Genomic DNA, 17,740 nt, shown 5'->3' with positions numbered 1-17,740 from the left:
GCCGCCCGCCGCCCGCCGCCGCCCGCCGCGCGGTCCTCCGCATACCGCGCGCTCCGCCGCGTCCCGCGGCCCGGGGGGATTTGTCCAGGTAAGCAGAGCAAAGGCTGGCGGAGAGTGCCTGGTGGGGTGCGGTGCGGGCGGGTTTTGATCTTGCGGCCACGGACCTGGCAGGGAGGCCGGCCACGGCCGACCGGTGTCGCCGGGAGGCCTCGGCAGGTGATGTGAGACCAGATCGGCATATGAAATTGATCTTGATTTTGAACGAGAACAGGGCCCAGGGCGAGTGCCCGGGGCCCTGGCTGGGGATCCGCTCGAAGAGGTTGTGGGTGAACGAGGTCATCTCGTGGAGCATCCAGTTGCCGCTGACCAGCAGCGCGACGCCACAGGCGATGGCCTTCGGGACGAAGCTGAGCGAAGCCGATGGCCAGCGCAGTGAGCAGAACGGGCGCGCACAGCTTGGCCGCGATGGTCATAGCCTCAAGCCCGAGGTGCACAACCTGCGTGTCCGTCATATGTTCGCCCTTCGGAAGAGTTCCGCGAGGCTGTGTGCCCCGCTGAGAACTACTTTCCGGGACCGCCGTGGCGGGACGGTTGTCCGCCGGGTCGCAGCTGGGTTGCGGAGATCAGGCGTAGCTGCCGACGAGCGCGGTGATGACCAGGCCCCAGCCGTCGACGAGCACGAAGAGCAGCAGTTTGAACGGGAGCGCGACCGTCACCGGCGGCAGCATCATCATGCCCAGCGACATCAGGGAGGCGGACACCACGATGTCGATGATGAGGAACGGGATGAAGATGACGAACCCGATGATGAAGGCCGCGCGCAGCTCGGACAGGACGAACGCGGGCACCAGCGTGGTCAGCGGCACGGCGTCCGCGTTGGCCGGGCGCTCCGCGTCCGCGACCTTGGTGAGCAGCGCGATCTCGTCCGGCCGGGTCTGCTTGAGCATGAACTGGCGCAGCGGCTGCACGCCGTCGTTGAACGCCTGAGTCTGGTCCTTGTCGCCCTTCAGGTAGGGCTGGACGCCGACCGCGTTCACGTCCGACAGCACCGGGCTCATGATGAAGAACGTGATGAACAGCGCGAGCCCGGCGATGACCTGGTTCGGTGGCATGGAGGTCAGGCCGAGCGCGTTCCGGGTGATCCCCAGGACCATGAAGACCTTCGTGAAACACGTGCAGAGCAGGAGTAGAGCGGGCGCGACGGACAGCAGCGTCAGGCCGACCAGCAGCACGATCGACGTGCTCGGCTTGCCGGCGTCGCCCTCGCCGTTGATGTTGATGTCGATCGTGCCGGGGTCGGTCGGCTGGGGCGCGGGCGCCGCCGCGAGGACCGTGACCGGGTCCGCGGCCGCGGCCGGGCTTCCCAGCGCCAGCAGGCAGCCGAGGAGCAGGAACAACGCGGCGGTACGCCGGATCGTCATCGCCGGACCGTCCGCTCCCTCAGGCCGTTCAGCCAGGTACGCCCGGAAGCGGCCGAGGGGCCGTCCGCCGGGCGCTCCACGATCACGCTCTCCTCGGCGCCCTCGCCGCTGAGATCCTCGCCCGGCTTCACGTGCTCCGGCAGCGTGATCCGGTTGCGGCGCTCGGCCGGGCCGGCCAGCTGGCGTTCCACCGCGCCCAGGTCGGTCTCGCCGAGCAGGGTCACCTGGCCCTCGGTCACGCCGACGATCAGCGCGCGGTCCACCACCCGGATCAGCGCGACCGACGAGCTGCGGCTGAGCTGCGTGCGCGACAGCACGTCCAGCGCGGCGCCGCTGTGCCGGCCGGTGAGTGGTTTCTTCACCACGCGCGCCAGCGCCCACATCAGCCCGAAGACGATGCCCAGCGAGAAGACGATCCGGAGAACCAGCTCGATCACAGGAAGTCACCTATTCGTTCGGCGTCATGATCTCGGTGATCCGGATGCCGAAGTTCTCGTCGATCACGACCACCTCGCCGCGCGCGATCAGCCGGCCGTTGACCAGCAGGTCGGCGGGGCTGCCGGCGGCCCGGTCCAGCTCGACGATGGTGCCGGGGGCGACGGAGAGCAGGTCGCGCACGTTCATCCGGGTGCGTCCGAGCTCGGCCGAGACCTCCATCTCGACGTCGTGCAGCATCTCCAGGCCGGCGCGGACCGCGGTGGGCGGCGCGGCGGCTCTCGGCGCCACGTCACCGCTCTCGGACGGCCACGGCGACAGCAGCACCGCGACCGCGGCCCGCATCTCGCCGCCCTCCAGCAGCGGCACGCTGACCGTCACGTCGTCCTTGATGGTCAGCGCGCTCAACGCGACCGCCGGCTCCATCACCTGGCCCGGGTCCAGCACGACCGGGCCGAACGCGCGGGCCGCGCCCTCCAGCGCGGGCCGGACCGCGGTGGCCAGGTCCAGTTCGCCGAGCGGGCTGGTGCGCAGCGCCTCCGCGAGATCCGCGCCGACGATCACGACGACCTCGCCCGTGGCCGCGCCGCTGAACCGCGCGGTGACGGCCTGACCGTCCGGCAGCCCTTGGATCGCGCCCATGACCGGCGCGCCGACCTCCAGCGGCGTGCTGGTGGGCAGCACCGCGAGCGCGGCCTGGGCCGCGGCGCGCGCGAGCGCCAGCTGCGAGTCGGTGACGGTTGCCGCGGTCATGCGTGCACCCCCTGAGGCTGCGTCATTTGCGGGAGTCCTCCTTGGGCGAGGGCACGATCAGGCAGGCGAGACGCGCCCCCTGGGTCCCGGGGACGGCGTGGGCGAAGACGGTGTCGTTGACCACGACGGAGAGCGGGACGGTGACCGGGTGGCCGAGCGGCACCACGTCGCCGGGGCGGAGGTCGATGATGTCGTCCGTGCGCATGCGGATCGGCTGGAAGCGCACCGCGACGTCCAGCGGCGCGAGCGACAGGCCGGCCGTGAGGTTGGACTGCGCGCGGAGCAGGCTCATCCGCTCCTCCGGCGTCAGCTCCACGTGCTCGGTCGGCTTCTCCAGGACCGGCAGGATGCTGGCGAACGGGATGCAGATGCTGGCGATCGACTCCTCGGACCCGACCCGGATCTCGAACGACGTGACCACCACGGCGTCGCCGGGCGCGATCGTGCGGACGAACTGGGGGTTGTACTCGATCGCGCCGAGCTTCGGGTGGACCGGGACCATCGCCTCCAGGCCGTAGGCGAGCTCGCCCAGCATCTTCTCGATCAGGCCGCGCAGCAGCGGCATCTCCAGGTCGGTGAGCGGGCGCTCCGGCTGTGCGCCGCCGGGCCCGCCGAGCAGGTGGTCGATGCTCGCCATCGCGGTGCTCAGCGGCACCTCGAACAGGATCGAGCCGGACAGCGGTTCCAGCGTGACCACGGCCAGCACGGTCGGGTTGTTGAGCTGGGTCTGGTACTCCTCGTAGGTGAGCTGCTCGATGGCGAGCAGGCCGACCTGGGAGACCGCGCGGAGGCGGGTGGTGAGCAGTGTGCCGCAGCTGCGCGCGTACGTCTCGAAGCACATCTGCAGGTTCCGCATGTGCTCGCGGGACAGCTTGATCGGGCGACGGAAGTCGTAGGGCTGCGGGCCCGTACCTCCACCGCGACGCGACATGCGGCCCGATGCGACTTTGCCGGAGACCGCGGACGGCGACTTGGTCACGCGGTTCCCATCGGCAACGTGAGCGTTTCGCTTGAGGAAACCACCCGATTTCACCCGGGTGGCGCGGCGGGCCCCGATCCTCCGGGACCCGCTTCGCACGTTACCGACATTCCGGTTATTGCGTGACGAAAGTCGTGTAGTAGATGGCCATGACCTCCTGCTCGTACGCCTCCTTGATCTTCTCGGTCAGCTCCTCCTTGAGCTTGGCCCGGCCCTCGGCCGTCTGCAGCTCGGAGACCTCGACGTTGGTGTACTGGTCGATCGCCAGGTTCAGCGCCTTGCTGCCGTCCGGCTCCTCGTGCGCGGTCGCGGTGGCCTGCAGCGCGATGCCGACCTTCAGGTAGTGCGAGTCGGCCAGGTTGATCGTGACCGGGTCCAGCGAGACCACCGCGCCCGGCTCCGGCGCCGGCGCGGCCGTCTCCTCGCTGGAGCCACCCTTCAGCAGCATGAAGGCGCCGCCGCCACCGCCGCCGAGCAGCAGCACGGCCGCCACGATGATGATGATCAGCTTTCTCCGGCCGCCCTTCTTCGGAGCGTCGCCCTCGGGTGCCTTCTCGTCCTTGGCCATGTCGCAAATCCCCCAGTGTGAAGTAAAGGAAAGGTCAGTCGTGGTGCGCGGCGACCGTCGGCAGCAGCGCCGCCTGGGTGGCCGGAAGCGTGGTCAGGATGATGACGTCGACCCGGCGGTTCATCGTGATCGAGCGCGGGTCCTTCGGGTCGATCAGCGGCCGGGTGCCGGCGAAGCCGTTCGCCATCAGGCGCTTGTCCGCGATGCCGTCCGCGATGAGCTTCCGGACCACGGACGAGGCCCGCGCCGAGGAGAGCTCCCAGCCGCTCGGGTAGTCACCGGCCGACACGTTGAGCTGATTGGTGTGGCCGTCGACCTCGATGTTGTTCGGGATCTTCTTGAGCGCCGGCGCGATCGAGTCGATGATCTTGCTTCCGCCCGGCCGCAGGTCCGCCTTGTTGCCGGCGAACACGACCTCGTTGGTGACCACGGTGACGACCAGGCCGCGGGCGTCGATCGAGTACTTGACGCTGTCCTGCAGACCGGCCTCCTTCAGCTCGGTGTCGATCTGCGCCTTGACCTTCTCCAGGTTCTCGGCCTCGGCGCGGGCGGCCTTCACGTCCTGCTCCGCCTTCTGCCGGTCGGCCGCGGCCACCGCCTGCTCGATCTCGTCCTCGGTCGCCGTCTTCGGCACACCGGAGACCTCCTCGGCCAGGCCGGGGTTGATGTTCATGATGCTGGCGTCCGTGGCGGAACCGTCCAGGAGCGAGATGTTGCCCTGGAGCGCGGCCGTCTCGGCGCCGAAGCCCTGCTTGAGGCCGGCCGCGAGCTCCGCGTACTTCGCCTTGTCCACGTTGCTCATCGAGTAGAGCACCACGAACAGGACGAACAGCAGGGTGAGCATGTCCGCGTACGAGACGAGCCAGCGCTCGTGGTTGACGTGCTCCTCATGCTCCTCGTGGCCGCCCTTCTTCTTGGGCTTGGATGCCTTGGCCATGTGCTCACCCCCCTCGTCGTCGGTCGGTCGGGAACGTCATCAGGCGGCCTTCTTGCCCTTGTCCTCCGCGGCCGGCTTGCCACCCGGCGGGAGCAGGCTGCGCAGCTTCTGGGCGACCAGGCGCGGGTTCGAGCCGGACTGGATCGCCAGCACGCCCTCGATGGTCAGCTCCATCTGGTCGACCTCGAGCTGGCTGAGCCGGCCGAGCCGGTTCGCGATCGGCAGCCAGAGCAGGTTCGCCGCGAGCACGCCCCAGAGCGTGGCGCAGAACGCCGCGGCGATCGAGTGACCGAGCGACTCGGGCTTGTCCAGGTTCTCGAGCACGTGGACCAGGCCCATGACCGTGCCGATGATGCCGATCGTCGGGGCGAAGCCGCCCATGTTCTCGAACATCTTCGAGGCCGCCTTGTCCGCCTTCTTCTTGGCGGTGATCTCGGCGTGCAGGATGTCGTGCAGCTCCTCCGGGTCCGTGCCGTCGATCGCCAGCTGCAGGCCGCGCTTCAGGAACGGGTGCGGGACCTCCTTGACCGCGTCCTCCAGGGCCAGCAGGCCCTCGCGCCGGGCACGCTCGGCCAGCTTGACCACGTCCTCGACCAGCTTGTCCGAGGCGACGACCTTGGCCAGGAACGCCTTCTGCATCGACGCGCCGATCCCGATGGTGTCCTTCAGGATGCCGCCGGACATCGCCGCGCCGAGGCCGCCGCCGAACACCAGGAGCATCGACGGGATCAGCAGGATGGAGGCCGGGTTACCGCCCTCCAGGATCTGGACGGTGAAGACGATGATCAGCGAGCCGACCACACCGACAAGCGTCGCGATATCCATCAACGGTCCTTTCGGTGCAGCGGAAGGACCTTGGCGGTCTTCTCTTCCAGGGCAGTGGCGGATTCTTCGTCATCGGGCTCGGGCGGTGCAGATTCGAGTCGTTGCGCCTTGGCGATGAGGCCGGCGCGGTAACCCATGATCAGGTCGATGAACTCGGGCACCGACTCGGAGAGGATGTATTTGGTGCCGTCAACGAGGGTGACGACGGTGTCCGGCGTGCAGTCCGCACGCTCGACCAGATCGGGATTGAGTGCGAACACCGTGCCGTTGAGGCGGGTAACCAGAATCACGGATGGGCCGTCCTTGGGCGTAACGTGGCTGGGCAGGAAGGCCGTCCGTGGCCCGTACGAAGATAAATTCGGCGGTGCGGCCGGTGAAGTGAGCCATCAGGGGTAGCAGGCCGGTGGCAAGCTGTTGCCCGAACTGAGCGGAAATCCGCAACCGAGAAGCCGGCAAAAGAAAACCGGGGCGGGCCACGGAAAGTGGCCCGCCCCGGCGGGTAACGCTGCTCGCGATTACCGCTTGATGTTCACCAGCTCCTCCAGGATCTGGTCGGAGGTGGTGATGATCCGGGAGTTCGCCTGGAAACCGCGCTGGGCGATGACCAGGTTGGTGAACTCGGACGCGAGGTCGACGTTCGACATCTCCAGCATGCCGCTGGAGAGCGTGCCGAGGCCGCTGTCGGCAGGCGTGCCCACCTGCGCCATGCCCGAGTTGACCGTGGTCCGGTACATCGAGTCTCCGACCTTCTCCAGACCGCCGACGTTGTTGAAGTTCGCCAGCGCGACCTGACCCAGGGTCGACTTCATGCCGTTCGTGAAGACACCCACGATCTCACCGGTCTGCGAGATGTTGTACGAGGCCAGCGTGCCAGACGCGTTACCGTCCACCTGGTTCAGCTTCGGGTTGGTCTTGCCGCTGTACTCGGTCATCTTGCTGACGTCGACCTTGTAGTTGCCAAGGGTGACCGTGGGCGAGGTGGGAACACCGTTCGTGAAATCGATCGAAGCGGTGGTCGTCCCGTCCGGCAACGTCACGCTCCACGCGTCGTCGCCCGTCTTCTTGAAACTGAGGGTGACGCTCTCGGAAGCGCCGGTGTCCGTGAACACGCTGATCGGCAGCTCGACCGCGTCGTCGGTGGTAGCCGCCTCCGCGGAGAGGTTGCCGGTCAGCGTCACGGTCTCGGTCTTCTTCGGCGCGATGGTCTGGCCCAGCGGCAGCTTGATCGGCTCGATCGCGCCGTTCGCGTCGACCGCACCGTCCACCGCCTGCCAGCCCATCACCTTCTGGCCGCCGACCGTGACCATGTTTCCCTGCGTGTCGAAGGAGAACGAGCCCGCACGGGTATACATGGTCTCGTTGCCGTTCTTCACGGCGAACATGCCGTCACCCTGGATCATCAGGTCCGTGCTCCGCCCGGTCGTCTGCGCGGAGCCCTGAGAGAAGTTGGTGTTGATGCCGGCAAGCTTCACGCCGAGTCCGATCTGAGCGGGGTTGGTACCGCCAGCCGAGTCCTGCGGTGAGCCGGCAGAACGAACCATCTGGCTGAGCGTGTCCTGGAATACGGCGTTACTGGACTTGAATCCAGCCGTGTTCACGTTGGCAATGTTGTTGCCCGTGATATCCATCATCTGCTGGTGGACACGGAGACCGCCGATTCCCGAGAACAGCGAACGCAGCATAGAGGTGGTTTCCTTTGTTCGGTGGAGTGTTGCTAGACCGGTTGTTCTCCGGCGCTCGCAGCGGGGGTCGGACCCGCCGGTGCACCGGCTTGACGAACATCCTTGACGTCTGACAGCGCTACATCCGTGTCCCCGATCTTCAGCGTCGGGGTGCTGCCACCAAATGTCGCCGAACTGACGACACCAGTAATGTCGGCACCGCCGGCCGGGTTCTTAGCGGTCACGGTCTTCCCGATCATATTGCTGGCGCCGAGCATCAGCTGGCTCTGCAACATGGACGCCTGCCCGCTCGCAATGGTGTCCAGTTTCGCCATGCTGTCCGCGATCACGCCCAATTTCTCCACCTGCGTGAATTGGGCGGTCTGGGTGAGGAATTGCGTCGCGTCCGCCGGATTGCTCGGATCCTGGTACTTCATCTGCGCCACGAGCAGTTTGAGGAACGTGTCCTGATCCAGCTTGTTGCTCGACTTCGCGGCCTCCTGGTTCGACTTGCCCAGGACGTCGCTGATGTTGGTGGTGCCGGCACCGCCGATCGGCGTGGTCATCGTTTCCCCCAAGGTCTGCGGCCCAGGTCAGGCCGTGGTGTCCACGCGACGGCTGCCGCCGCGGTCGGTGAAGAAGCCGCGCGAGGCGCCCACCGGCGCGGTCGGCGCCTCCGCGGCCGGCGCACCGTCGCCGCCACGGCCGTAGCCGCCCCGGTTCTGGTTGCGCAGCGCGAACTGCCGCTGGTAGGCGTCCGAGTTCTGCTGGGGCGTGCCCGAGCTCAGGTCGAGGTTCGTGTTGCCGAAGCCGGCGTCCTGGAGCTCCTTGCGCAGGTCGTTCATGGAGTTGCGCAGCGCCTCCCGCCCGGCCTCGGTGCCGCCGGACAGCTGCACGTTGATGTTGCCGTCGCGGATCTCCGCCACCACGCTCACCGGGCCGAGATCGACCGGGTGCAGATGCACGGTGAGCCGGTGGATGCCGTCCGCCTCCAGCTTCAGCGGCGCGATGTGCATCGCGACCTGCTGCGCGGGCGCGGTGCCGGGCGTGCCCGCGTAGGACGGCACCGGCGTGGCGGCCGTGACCGGCGCGGCCGGCGCCGGCGCGGACGGCTGCGTGACCGCGCCCGCGGCCAGCGCCGGGTCGGCCGTGGTGACGGACCCGGCCGCTGACGCGGCACGGGCAGGGTCGATTCCCGGCGCGGGCACGTTCTGCGGCCCGGCGGCGGTCACGTCCGGTGCGGTTTCCACAGACGCCGTGGGTACGGCCGGGGCCGCGTTTCCGGACGGGTCACCGCTGCTCTGCCCGCTGTCGCCCGCGGTGGTGTCCTGTCCGGTGACCGCGGCCGCGCCGGTCGCGAGCGCGGCGGCCGGATCGGTGCTGGCGGGGCCGGCCGCCGGGTCGGTGGTGACGGTGGCGGCGGGCGTGACGGGCTGGTCGACGGGCGCGGTGGCGACGGCCGGGACGGTGGTGGCGGGCTGGGCCGCCGGGGCGGCGGGGGCCTGCGGCGCGGCCGGGGCGACGGTGGCGTCCGCGGGCAGCGCGACGGTCTCGCCGTCGGCCACCGGCGTGAAGCCCTCGGGCAGTGGCGCGCCGGTCGGCGTACCCACGGCGGGGTTGATCGTGGTCGCCGGCGCGGTGCCGGCGGCCGCCGACGGTGCGTCCGGGCCCGCGGCCTGCGCGAGACCGGCGACGGCCGGGGTGCCGGTGGGGGTCGCCGACGGGGTCGTGGCCGGGACGGTGGCGGCACCGGTGGGCGCGGGCGAGGTCGGGATCACGGAGGCGAGCAGCGCGGTCGCGGCGTCGATCGGCACGGCGGCGACCGTGGTGGCGGCCTGCGAGGTGGCCTCGCCGGTCTTCTCCGCCTCGCCGCGCTTGCCGGCCTCACCGGTCGTGTCCGTGCCGTCGGTCTTCTCGGTCTTGTCCGCGCTCTCGGTCTTCCCGGCGTCGCGGGTGTCGCGGACCTCGCGCCCGTCACGCGTCTCGCGCGTGCCACGTGCCTCGCGGGCGTCGCCGGTCTCGCGGGGGTCCCGGGCCTCACGGGTGTCACGCGTGTCACGGGTCTCGCGGGCGTCACGGGTCTCGCGCGTGTCACGGGTCTCGCGGGCGTCGCGCGTCTCCCGCGCGTCGCGGGCGGGGCGGACGTCCCGGGCGATCCGGGCGTCCCGGGGCTGCTGCTGCCGCACCGCGTCGTCGTCGCGGGCCGGGCGCTCCTGCGGGCGTGCGGTCTCCGGACGCTTCGAGTCCACCTCGCCGGCCAGCATCGAGGAGAACGCGTCGGCGTCACCACCGGGACGCTTGTGGGCGTTGCCGGAGTTGGCGGTCTTCGACGAGGCGTTCGACGCGTTGATGGACATCGGGTTGGTCATCGGTGGCAACTTCTCCCTAGAAAAGACGAAATTTCGGTCTAAAGTTCTTATCCGAGGGCGGCCAGCGCGGCCTTCACCTTCGGCACGTACGCCTGGGTCTCCGCGAACGGCGGGATCCCGTCGTACTTCTTCACCGCCCCGCCGCCGGCGTTGTACGCGGCCAGCGCCAGGTCGAGCGACTTGAACTCCTTCAGGTTCGACTTCAGCAGCCGCGCCGCCCCGTCTATCGCCTGGGCCGGGTCGAGCGGGTTGCTCACGCCCAGGCCCCGGGCGGTGGACGGCATCAGCTGCATCAGGCCCTGCGCACCGGCCGGGCTGACCGCCCGCGGGTTGTACCCGGACTCGACCTTCGCGACCGCGGCCAGCAGCTTCGCCGGCACCCCGTGTTTCGCGGCGGCCTGGGTGAACAGGTCCGCGTACGGCACCCCGCTCAGCCCGCCCCCGCCGCCGAGTGACGCCGGACGCAGCCCGGCGACGGTGCTCGCGGACGGCATCGCGGCCACCTCGTCGTTCACGACCCGGCGGATCGTGCTCGGCTTGGCGTACACCGATTGGATCTTGACCTGCTCGCCCGGCTGGGGAGCGGCGATCATCTTGTTGTTGCCGATGTAGATGCCGACGTGGTCGACGGGCCGGTTGAACGCGAGGATGTCCCCGGGTTTCGCCTGGTCGAGGCTGGCCACCGCGGTGCCTTCCCTTGCCTGATCGGCCGCGATCCGCGGAAGCTTAACGCCCATGTCGGAGTAGGCGCGTTGCACGAGCGCGGAGCAGTCCAGGCCCTTGTCCGGATTCGTGCTGCCGAACACGTACGGGACGCCGAGGTACTTCTTCGCGGCCGCGACGATCCCGTCCCCGGTGGCGCCGCCCGTGGCCCTGGCCGAGCCGGTGCTCGTGGCCGCGGTGAGCGCGGAGGCGAAGCTGCCACCGCCGGCCGCTGCGGCGCTGCTGCTGTCGGTCTTGGTGACGGTAATCGGGTTCGTGCCGATCGGATTAAGGCCGAGCTGCGTCTGCAGCTGCGCGATGCGCTGCTGGACGTTAGCGATGCCTTGAATCACGCACTGGCTCCCCGGGCCGAAGCCCGCTGGCCGTTCGTCACGGCCAGTTCGTCGATCGCCTTCTGGTCACTCGCCATCTCGTGGGCCTTGCGCGCCTCGGCGTGCCGCTCGGCCAGCCGCTCCACCGCACGCCGCTTCTTGGCGGCGTCCGCGAGCAGCTTCTGCTGCAGTGCCGTGTGGTCGCCGGCCTCGACGACCTTCGCCTCCGCGGCGGCCAGGTTGGCGGCGAGCGCCTGCCGGGCCACCAGCGCGGCGACGATCGCGCGGGCGGTGCCCTCGGTCGGCGCGCCGGCGCCGACCAGGTCGAGCGAGGCCCGCTTGGCGAGATCCTGAGCGTCACGCTCGGCGGACCGGGCGCGGACGAGGCCGCCCTTCGCCGCGTCCTCCTGGGCTTGACGAGCGCGGAGCACCGGTGCAAGGCGGAAATGGCGGCGGTTCATCATGACCTTCCTTCAATCGGCAGGTTGTCGGCGTTCAGTAGGGAATTGAGCAGGGCCCAGGAGTGCTCGGCCGGACTGGGGTCGTCCAGGCTCTGCCTCAGGAAGCCGAGGATCTGCGGCCAGATGACGTTCGCGACGTCCGCGTCCGGGTTGGTGCCGGGGACGTAGGCGCCGATCTCGACCAGCTCGCGCACGTCCCGGTGTGCCGCGAGCAGCCGTCGCAGGCCGGTGGCGAGCGCGCGCTGCTCCGGCGTGGTGACCACGTTCGCCACCCGGGAGATCGACTCCAGCGCCTCGATCGCGGGGAAGTGGCCGGCCGTGGCCAGCTTGCGGTCCAGCACGATGTGCCCGTCCAGGATGCCGCGCGCCGCGTCCGCGATCGGCTCGTTGTGGTCGTCGCCCTCGACCAGCACGGTGTAGAGCGCGGTGATGCTGCCGATCGCGCCCGGCCCGGCGCGTTCCAGCAGCGAGGCCATCATGCCGAAGACGGACGGCGGGTAACCGCGGGTCGCGGGCGGCTCGCCGACGGACAGGCCGACCTCACGCTGGGCCATCGCGGTACGCGTGACGCTGTCCATCATCAGCAGCACGTCGCTGCCCTGGTCCCGGAACCACTCGGCCATCCGGGTGGCCACGAACGCGGCCCGCAGCCGGACCAGCGGCGGCTGGTCACCGGTGGCGATCACCACCACGGACCGCGCCAGTCCCTCCGGCCCCAGGTCGCGCTCCAGGAACTCGCGTACCTCACGGCCACGCTCGCCGATCAGGCCGATCACGGCGAGCTCGCAGTCGCAGCCCCGGGTGATCATGCTCATCAGCGAGGACTTGCCGACGCCGGAGCCCGCGAAGATGCCCATCCGCTGGCCGCGCCCGAGCGGGACCAGCGTGTCCAGCACGCGCACGCCGAGCGGCATCGGCTGCTGCACGGTCTGCCGGGCCAGCGCGGACGGCGGCACGGCGTCGATGCTTACCCGCTCCCCGCGCAGCGGCGGGCCGCCGTCCATCGGCCGGCCCAGGCCGTCGAGCACCCGGCCGCGCAGGTCGGGGCCGACCGGCACCTGCAGCGGGGCCCCGGTGTTGACCACGGGGGCGCCGGTGCCGATGCCGGTGATCGGGCCGAGCGGCAGGCAGCTGAGCCGCTCGCCGTCCAGCGCGACGACCTCGGCCAGGATCGGTTCGCGGTCGCCGCCGATCTGGAGCAGGTCGCCGACGCGCGCGCCGATGCCGCTGACCGTGACGCGCAGGCCGACCGCGCCGGTGACCTCGCCGACCGTCATCGGGCGGGCCGCGCGGACCGCGGAGCTGAGCCGGCTGCGCAGTGCGGGGCTGCTGCTCATAGGTCCAGCACCTCCCTCACTCGGGCCATCGCGGCGGCGATCGTGGCGTCGATCGTCGTGGGGCCGCACTCGGCGACCGCGTCGCCCGGCTGCAGGCCCGGATCGGGCTGCATCCGGATCACCCGGCCCTCATAAGTGAACTCGCCGCCGGTAGCGGTGGTCAGCAGGTTTTGGTAGTCATTCGGGTGCAGTCGCACCCGGACGTCGCCGGTCGAGGGCGCCATCGCGAGCGCGCGGTGGATCGCGTCCATGCCGCCGTTCGCCGCCGTGGCCAGTTCCCGGCCGATCACGGCCTCGGCCAGCTCCAGCGCGCTGGCCAGCACGGTCTCCTGGAGGTCGTCGAGCGTGGGCACGATCCGGGCGTCCAGCCGCGCCACGGCCTGGCCGATCGCGGTCAGCACCGAGCTCAGCGCCGCGGCCCTGTTCGCCTCGAACGCGCGGTGCGCGGCCTCGGCCTGGTCGCGGGCCGCGTGCGCGGCGACGGCGGCGGCCTGCTGGCCCTGCGCCCAGCCCTCCGCGTAGCCGGCGGTCCGGGCCGCGGTCCGGGCCCGCTCCACCGCCTCGGGCGGCACCGGCGCCTCGTGGCGCAGGTCGATGTCGAACCGTGCGGCCGCGACGTGGCCGGCGTCCTCGGCCCGGATGACCGGATCAGGCGATGAGCTCATCCTCCGCGTCACCCCCGCCGCGCTGGATCTCGATCTGGCCGGAGTCCTCGAGCGCCCGGATGACCTGGACGATCTTGGTCTGGGCCTCCTCGACCATGCGCAGCCGGACCGGGCCGAGCAGGTCGATCTCCTCGAGCAGGTTCTCCCGGGCACGCTCGGAGAGGTTGCGCACCACCTTGTCGCGGACCTCCTCCGCGACGCCCTTGAGCGCGGTGGCCAGGTCGTTCGACTCCACCTGGCGCAGGATGAGCTGGATCGCGCGGTCGTCGAGCGTCTTGATGTCCTCGAACATGAACATCCGCCGCCGGATCTCCTCGGCCAGCTCCGGGTCGCGGCCCTCCAGGCCCTCCAGGATGAGCCGCTCCGAACCGCGGTCCGAACGGTTGATGATGTCCACCAGGGGTTGCAGGCCGCCGACCGTGGAGAGCTCGGACGGCTGCAGGACCGTGCTGAGCTTGCGCTCGAACGCGATCTCGACCTGCCGGATGACCTCGGGGGAGGTGCGGTCCATCTTCGCGATCCGGTGCGCCACGTCGGACTGCGCGTTCGCGTCCAGGCCGGACAGGATCTGCGAGGCGAGCGTGGACGGCAGGTGCGCCAGGACCAGCGCGATCGTCTGCGGGTGCTCGTGCTGGAGGAAGGAGAGGACCTGCCGGGGGTCGGCGTGGCTGAGGAAGTTGAACGGCATGTCCGTCATCGACGCGTTCAGCCGGTCCAGGATCATCGAGGCGCGTTCCGGGCCGAGCGACGCCTCCAGCAGCTCCCGGGCGTACTCGAGCCCGCCCTGGCCGGCGTGCCGCACCGTGATCTGCGCGTGGAACTCGTCCATCACCGTGTCGGCGGTGTCCGACTCCACCCGGCCGAGCCGGGCGATCTCCGCGGAGAGCTCCTCGACCTCGCTCTCCTTGAGCTGGGCCAGCAGCTTGGCGGAGCGCTCCTTGTCCATCTGGACCAGCATCACGGCGGCCTTGCGCAGGCCGGTCATCGTTCCGCTTGCCACCGGCGGCACCCCCTGTTCTGTGAAATGCGGCAGGCCCGGCCGGGTGTCCCCGGCCGGGCCTGGTGCGTGCTAGCGGCGCTCCGACATCCAGCCGCGGAGCATCTGCGCGACCTCGTCCGGCTGGTCGTCGACCATCCGCTCGATCTCCTTCTGCCGGACCGCGCGGTCCTCGGCGTGCTGGTCGTTGGCCCGCTCGATCTCGACCTGGGTGCTCATCGAGGCGCGGCGGTTGCGCTCGGCCTCCTCCTCGGCGGCCAGGCGGGCCAGCTCCTCCTCGGTCAGGCGCTGGCGGCGGGCCTTCCGGCCGGCGCGCCACGCGATGAACATCAGGATCAGCAGGATCAGCACGACCGCGCCGGTCTTGGCCAGCGAGAGGTACGTGGCCTGCTTCTCCGCGTTGGTGGCCTGGGCCAGCGACGCGCTGGCGGCCTCCGCGGCCGAGGTGTCGAACGGCATGGCCGACACCGCGAGCGAGTCGCCGCGGGTGGTGTCGATGCCGGCCGCGGACGCGACCAGCTTCTCGACCTCGGCCGTGTCCATGCCGCCCGCGACCTTGCTGTTGATCACGACGCCCATGGTCAGCTTGCGGATCGCGCCGCCGGAGGCCTTGCGGGTCTCCTCGGTCTTGTTGACCGCGTTGTTCTTGTTCGTGGTGGTCGACTCGTAGGCGCCGTTGGAGGTGCCGGCGTTGCCGTTCGGGACCTGGATGTTGTCCGGGCCGAGCACGCCGGCCGCGGTGTTCGCGCCGTTGGAGTACGTCTCGCGGCTGTTCGACTCGGACAGCGCCGGCACGGTCGGGTCGTAGCTGTACTTGGTGGTCTTCGTCTCGGTGTTGTCGAAGTCCAGGTCCGCGGTGGTGGTGACGGTCGAGTTCCCCGGCCCGAGCACCTTGTCCAGCATCGCCTGGATCTTGCCGTTCATCTGCGTCTGGAACGCGGTGACCTTCTGGTCGGCGTCGCCGCTGCCGGCGCCCACCGCACTGCCGTCGCCGGCCGAGAGCACCTTGCCGGAGGAGTCGGCCACGGTCACGGCGGTCGGCTCGAGGCCGTCGACGCTGGACGCGACCAGGTGGACGACGGACTGGACCTGCTGGCTGGAGAGCGGCGTGTTGCTCTTCGCCGCGATCAGGACCGACGCGGTCGGCTTCTCGGCGTCGTCGGAGAAGACGTCCTTCTGCGGGATCGCCAGGTGGACGGTGGCGGCCTGCACGCCGTCGATCGAGGTGATGGTCTTGTTGAGCTCGCCCTCCAGCGCCCGCTGGTAGCCGACGTGCTGCATGAACTCCGAGGTGGTGATGCCCTGCTTGTCCAGCAGCGCGTAGCCCGAGTCGGAGTTGGCCGGCAGTCCCGCGCCGCTCATCTGGATCCGCAGGTCGTAGACCTGGTCCTGCGGAACCCGGATCGTCGCGCCGCCGTCGGCGAGCTCGTACGCCACTCCATCAGCCTGCAGGCTCTCGACGATCGCGCTCGCGTCCTCACCGGAGAGGTTGTTGAAGAGCATCGCGTACGAGGGCTTCGCGGCCCACGTGGCGAAGAAGTACCCGCCGATGGCGAGCGCGAGAACCGCGAAGATCGTGACGGCCTTCTGGCCGGTGGTGAAGGAGGCGAACGAGTCGGTCAGGCGGCGGACGGGCGCCGGAAGCCGGTTTGTCTGCATTAAGCCTGCATCCTCATGATCTCTGTGAAGGCCTCAACGGCCTTGTTCCGGACTGCCACGGTGAGTTGGGTCGCCAGCGCCGCTTCGGTGCTGGCCATCGTGTAGGCGGCGGGATCGGAGAGTGTGCCGTTGGCGGCTTGCACAGCCAGCTCATCGGCGCGGCCCTGTACCTTCTGAAGGTTTTCCAGGCCGTCCGAGAGCATGGAGGCGAAGCTTTCGCTCGGACCGGTGACGGCCGGCGTCGAGGCCGGCGCGACGGGTGCGATGGGCAGCGCGGCACCGATGCCGCCGACGCCCGCGATCGGAGTCGTCATGAGCCCTTCCCAAGCTGGATGGCGGCGGAGTAGGAGTCCTTGGCACGCTCGACCACGGACAGGTTGGCCTGGTAGCCGCGCTGCGCCATGACCAGCTGGCCCATCTGGGAGCCGAGGTCGATGTCGGGCATGCGCACGTAGCCCTCGGAGTCGGCGAGCGGGTTGCTCGGGTCGTGCACGAGCCGGCCCTCGGCGCTGCCGAACGCGGCGCCGCCGACCTGCACGCCGTTGCCGTCGCCGGCCTCCTGCGCCACGATGTACCGCTCCTGGAACGCGGCCTCCGACGTGCGCTTGACCGTGTTCATGTTCGCGACGTTGTCCGACACCGCGTCCAGCCACTTGCGGTACACCGTGACGCCGGTGCTGGCGATGCCGATCGCGTTGAATGTGCTCATCTGGTTCCCCCTCAGCCCTTCAGGACCGTGCTGATCAGGCCGTACTTGCTGTCCAGCGCGCGCAGCGTGAGCTGGTACCGCATGGACGTGTCGACGTGCGACAGCGTCTCCTCGTCGAGGTTGACGTTGCTGCCGTTCAGCCGCGTGGGCTCCAGCGAGCGGTCCACGGACGGTGCGACGCGGGTCGGCTGACCCGACGCGACGGCGTGGGAGAGCGCCTCCTCGAACTTCACCTTCTGGGCGTGGTACCCCGGCGTCTCGATGTTGGCGATGTTGTTCGCGATCGCCTTCTGCCGGGCGGACAGCCCGTTCACGGCGATGCGGAGCGCTGACGATGTGACGTCGTCGAACACGGCGGCGCCTCCTTCCCTGCCTGGCCGCCGTTCCGTGGCGTTTCGCTGAGCGCTCCGTGCTCGTGCCCTTCCCATCGGCCGGGTCGCGGCGCGGTTGAGGCCGCGCGGGTAGCCGTCCGGGTGCGAGCTGAGAAATTTCCGCTGTCGAGTTGTCAAGAAACGCGTCCCACGGACCGAAAACGCCGGTCCGTGGGACAGAAGCAGATCAAAGGCATGCGGGGGTACGAACTACATGGCGCAATCCAGATAGGCCGGGCGGGACGGCATCGAGTCCCGGGTTTCCACCTTCGAGGCGGCCGCGACCTGCCGGCGCGTGCCGACCAGCGCCTGGGCGAGCAGCTGCGCGGCCGCGGTCTGCCGTTTGAGGATGCCGTCCGCGCGCGGGCGCAGGTCCAGCGGCAGCGGTCCGATGCCCTCCGGCGGCGACCAGGGGTCGGGTACCGGCAGCTCGTCGGACCGGTGGATGTCCGTCAGCAGCGCCTCCACGATGGTGACGTCCAGCTCCAGCCGGTCCAGCGCCTCCGTCCAGGCGCCGCGCCAGCCGTCCGTCGTCCCGTTCGCCGTGGTCATCGCCGGG

General features: G+C 70.1%; 22 protein-coding genes. All 22 read right to left on the bottom strand.

The features are described from left to right. On the bottom strand, nucleotides 1-373 hold a 373-nt coding region (locus tag OP04_RS54165), incomplete at its 3' end, for a flagellar biosynthetic protein FliQ (protein WP_408606855.1). A 250-nt stretch (nucleotides 374-623) separates the two neighbouring features. After that, nucleotides 624-1,421 carry a flagellar type III secretion system pore protein FliP gene (gene fliP / locus OP04_RS44025; RefSeq protein WP_033345994.1) on the bottom strand — a complete coding sequence of 266 codons (798 nt, stop codon included), beginning with the start codon at nucleotides 1,419-1,421 and terminating at the stop codon, nucleotides 624-626. Then, on the bottom strand, nucleotides 1,418-1,858 hold the full coding sequence (locus OP04_RS44020) for a FliO/MopB family protein (protein ID WP_033345993.1): 441 nt from the start codon (nucleotides 1,856-1,858) through the stop codon (nucleotides 1,418-1,420). Before OP04_RS44020 ends, fliP begins: the two co-directional genes overlap by 4 nt. A gap of 10 nt (nucleotides 1,859-1,868) precedes the next feature. After that, complete coding sequence (gene fliN, locus OP04_RS44015; protein WP_033345992.1) at nucleotides 1,869-2,609, bottom strand: flagellar motor switch protein FliN; 741 nt, start codon at nucleotides 2,607-2,609, stop codon at nucleotides 1,869-1,871. 22 nt (nucleotides 2,610-2,631) lie between these two features. After that, nucleotides 2,632-3,540, bottom strand: coding sequence for a flagellar motor switch protein FliM (locus OP04_RS44010; RefSeq protein WP_051799986.1), 909 nt, complete (start codon nucleotides 3,538-3,540; stop codon nucleotides 2,632-2,634). A gap of 163 nt (nucleotides 3,541-3,703) precedes the next feature. Beyond that, the gene (locus tag OP04_RS44005; protein WP_033345990.1) at nucleotides 3,704-4,156 is read right to left on the bottom strand and encodes a flagellar basal body-associated FliL family protein; all 453 of its coding nucleotides are present in this window, start codon (nucleotides 4,154-4,156) and stop codon (nucleotides 3,704-3,706) included. Nucleotides 4,157-4,190: 34 nt separating this feature from the next. Next, on the bottom strand, nucleotides 4,191-5,093 hold the full coding sequence (locus OP04_RS44000; RefSeq protein WP_033345989.1) for a flagellar motor protein MotB: 903 nt from the start codon (nucleotides 5,091-5,093) through the stop codon (nucleotides 4,191-4,193). Between the two features lie 39 nt (nucleotides 5,094-5,132). Then, nucleotides 5,133-5,918: a motility protein A gene (locus OP04_RS43995; protein ID WP_033345988.1), complete on the bottom strand. Its 786-nt coding sequence runs from the start codon at nucleotides 5,916-5,918 to the stop codon at nucleotides 5,133-5,135. After that, nucleotides 5,918-6,208: a flagellar FlbD family protein gene (locus OP04_RS43990; RefSeq protein WP_033345987.1), complete on the bottom strand. Its 291-nt coding sequence runs from the start codon at nucleotides 6,206-6,208 to the stop codon at nucleotides 5,918-5,920. The genes OP04_RS43995 and OP04_RS43990 overlap by 1 nt, the downstream gene beginning before the upstream one ends. Before the next feature lie 225 nt (nucleotides 6,209-6,433). Beyond that, nucleotides 6,434-7,600: a flagellar hook protein FlgE gene (locus OP04_RS43985; protein WP_033345986.1), complete on the bottom strand. Its 1,167-nt coding sequence runs from the start codon at nucleotides 7,598-7,600 to the stop codon at nucleotides 6,434-6,436. A gap of 32 nt (nucleotides 7,601-7,632) precedes the next feature. Further along, nucleotides 7,633-8,145 (bottom strand): flagellar hook assembly protein FlgD, encoded by a 513-nt coding sequence (locus tag OP04_RS43980; protein WP_051799985.1) that lies wholly within the window; start codon nucleotides 8,143-8,145, stop codon nucleotides 7,633-7,635. Between the two features lie 27 nt (nucleotides 8,146-8,172). After that, a complete protein-coding gene (locus OP04_RS43975) occupies nucleotides 8,173-9,948 on the bottom strand; it encodes a flagellar hook-length control protein FliK (protein ID WP_033345985.1) in 1,776 nt (591 codons plus the stop codon). 47 nt (nucleotides 9,949-9,995) lie between these two features. Beyond that, the gene (locus OP04_RS43970) at nucleotides 9,996-11,003 is read right to left on the bottom strand and encodes a transglycosylase SLT domain-containing protein (protein ID WP_232323969.1); all 1,008 of its coding nucleotides are present in this window, start codon (nucleotides 11,001-11,003) and stop codon (nucleotides 9,996-9,998) included. Next, nucleotides 11,000-11,413, bottom strand: coding sequence for a cell envelope biogenesis protein TolA (locus OP04_RS43965; RefSeq protein WP_232323968.1), 414 nt, complete (start codon nucleotides 11,411-11,413; stop codon nucleotides 11,000-11,002). The genes OP04_RS43970 and OP04_RS43965 overlap by 4 nt, the downstream gene beginning before the upstream one ends. 29 nt (nucleotides 11,414-11,442) lie before the next feature. Beyond that, the gene (locus tag OP04_RS43960) at nucleotides 11,443-12,780 is read right to left on the bottom strand and encodes a FliI/YscN family ATPase (protein ID WP_033345983.1); all 1,338 of its coding nucleotides are present in this window, start codon (nucleotides 12,778-12,780) and stop codon (nucleotides 11,443-11,445) included. After that, nucleotides 12,777-13,445 carry a FliH/SctL family protein gene (locus OP04_RS43955; protein ID WP_033345982.1) on the bottom strand — a complete coding sequence of 223 codons (669 nt, stop codon included), beginning with the start codon at nucleotides 13,443-13,445 and terminating at the stop codon, nucleotides 12,777-12,779. The genes OP04_RS43960 and OP04_RS43955 overlap by 4 nt, the downstream gene beginning before the upstream one ends. Then, nucleotides 13,429-14,445 (bottom strand): flagellar motor switch protein FliG, encoded by a 1,017-nt coding sequence (gene fliG, locus OP04_RS43950; protein WP_232323967.1) that lies wholly within the window; start codon nucleotides 14,443-14,445, stop codon nucleotides 13,429-13,431. The genes OP04_RS43955 and fliG overlap by 17 nt, the downstream gene beginning before the upstream one ends. A gap of 69 nt (nucleotides 14,446-14,514) precedes the next feature. Continuing rightward, on the bottom strand, nucleotides 14,515-16,101 hold the full coding sequence (gene fliF, locus OP04_RS43945) for a flagellar basal-body MS-ring/collar protein FliF (RefSeq protein WP_033345980.1): 1,587 nt from the start codon (nucleotides 16,099-16,101) through the stop codon (nucleotides 14,515-14,517). Then, the gene (locus tag OP04_RS43940; RefSeq protein ID WP_033345979.1) at nucleotides 16,101-16,415 is read right to left on the bottom strand and encodes a flagellar hook-basal body complex protein FliE; all 315 of its coding nucleotides are present in this window, start codon (nucleotides 16,413-16,415) and stop codon (nucleotides 16,101-16,103) included. Before OP04_RS43940 ends, fliF begins: the two co-directional genes overlap by 1 nt. Beyond that, nucleotides 16,412-16,810, bottom strand: a complete 399-nt coding sequence (locus OP04_RS43935) for a flagellar basal body rod protein FlgC (RefSeq protein ID WP_033345978.1) — start codon at nucleotides 16,808-16,810, stop codon at nucleotides 16,412-16,414. The genes OP04_RS43940 and OP04_RS43935 overlap by 4 nt, the downstream gene beginning before the upstream one ends. Nucleotides 16,811-16,821: 11 nt before the next feature. Beyond that, nucleotides 16,822-17,163, bottom strand: coding sequence for a flagellar basal body rod protein FlgB (locus OP04_RS43930; RefSeq protein ID WP_033345977.1), 342 nt, complete (start codon nucleotides 17,161-17,163; stop codon nucleotides 16,822-16,824). A 228-nt stretch (nucleotides 17,164-17,391) separates the two neighbouring features. Beyond that, nucleotides 17,392-17,733: a hypothetical protein gene (locus OP04_RS43925; protein ID WP_033345976.1), complete on the bottom strand. Its 342-nt coding sequence runs from the start codon at nucleotides 17,731-17,733 to the stop codon at nucleotides 17,392-17,394. Nucleotides 17,734-17,740 lie beyond the last annotated feature (7 nt).

The organism is Catenuloplanes japonicus, from assembly GCF_000717135.1.
GTDB lineage: Bacteria > Actinomycetota > Actinomycetes > Mycobacteriales > Micromonosporaceae > Catenuloplanes > Catenuloplanes japonicus.
Note: the sequence above shows the minus strand (reverse complement) of the source record. Positions and strands in the feature narration are given on the sequence as shown.

What these genes read in the sequence shown, in the direction of transcription:
- fliP (WP_033345994.1), bottom strand. Translation starts at nt 1,421, where the DNA reads ATGACGATCCGGCGTACCGCCGCGTTGTTCCTGCTCCTCGGCTGCCTG.
- fliN (WP_033345992.1), bottom strand. Translation starts at nt 2,609, where the DNA reads ATGACCGCGGCAACCGTCACCGACTCGCAGCTGGCGCTCGCGCGCGCC.
- OP04_RS44010 (WP_051799986.1), bottom strand. Translation starts at nt 3,540, where the DNA reads ATGTCGCGTCGCGGTGGAGGTACGGGCCCGCAGCCCTACGACTTCCGT.
- OP04_RS44005 (WP_033345990.1), bottom strand. Translation starts at nt 4,156, where the DNA reads ATGGCCAAGGACGAGAAGGCACCCGAGGGCGACGCTCCGAAGAAGGGC.
- OP04_RS44000 (WP_033345989.1), bottom strand. Translation starts at nt 5,093, where the DNA reads ATGGCCAAGGCATCCAAGCCCAAGAAGAAGGGCGGCCACGAGGAGCAT.
- OP04_RS43995 (WP_033345988.1), bottom strand. Translation starts at nt 5,918, where the DNA reads ATGGATATCGCGACGCTTGTCGGTGTGGTCGGCTCGCTGATCATCGTC.
- OP04_RS43985 (WP_033345986.1), bottom strand. Translation starts at nt 7,600, where the DNA reads ATGCTGCGTTCGCTGTTCTCGGGAATCGGCGGTCTCCGTGTCCACCAG.
- OP04_RS43980 (WP_051799985.1), bottom strand. Translation starts at nt 8,145, where the DNA reads ATGACCACGCCGATCGGCGGTGCCGGCACCACCAACATCAGCGACGTC.
- OP04_RS43975 (WP_033345985.1), bottom strand. Translation starts at nt 9,948, where the DNA reads ATGACCAACCCGATGTCCATCAACGCGTCGAACGCCTCGTCGAAGACC.
- OP04_RS43960 (WP_033345983.1), bottom strand. Translation starts at nt 12,780, where the DNA reads ATGAGCAGCAGCCCCGCACTGCGCAGCCGGCTCAGCTCCGCGGTCCGC.
- OP04_RS43955 (WP_033345982.1), bottom strand. Translation starts at nt 13,445, where the DNA reads ATGAGCTCATCGCCTGATCCGGTCATCCGGGCCGAGGACGCCGGCCAC.
- fliF (WP_033345980.1), bottom strand. Translation starts at nt 16,101, where the DNA reads ATGCAGACAAACCGGCTTCCGGCGCCCGTCCGCCGCCTGACCGACTCG.
- OP04_RS43940 (WP_033345979.1), bottom strand. Translation starts at nt 16,415, where the DNA reads ATGACGACTCCGATCGCGGGCGTCGGCGGCATCGGTGCCGCGCTGCCC.
- OP04_RS43935 (WP_033345978.1), bottom strand. Translation starts at nt 16,810, where the DNA reads ATGAGCACATTCAACGCGATCGGCATCGCCAGCACCGGCGTCACGGTG.
- OP04_RS43925 (WP_033345976.1), bottom strand. Translation starts at nt 17,733, where the DNA reads ATGACCACGGCGAACGGGACGACGGACGGCTGGCGCGGCGCCTGGACG.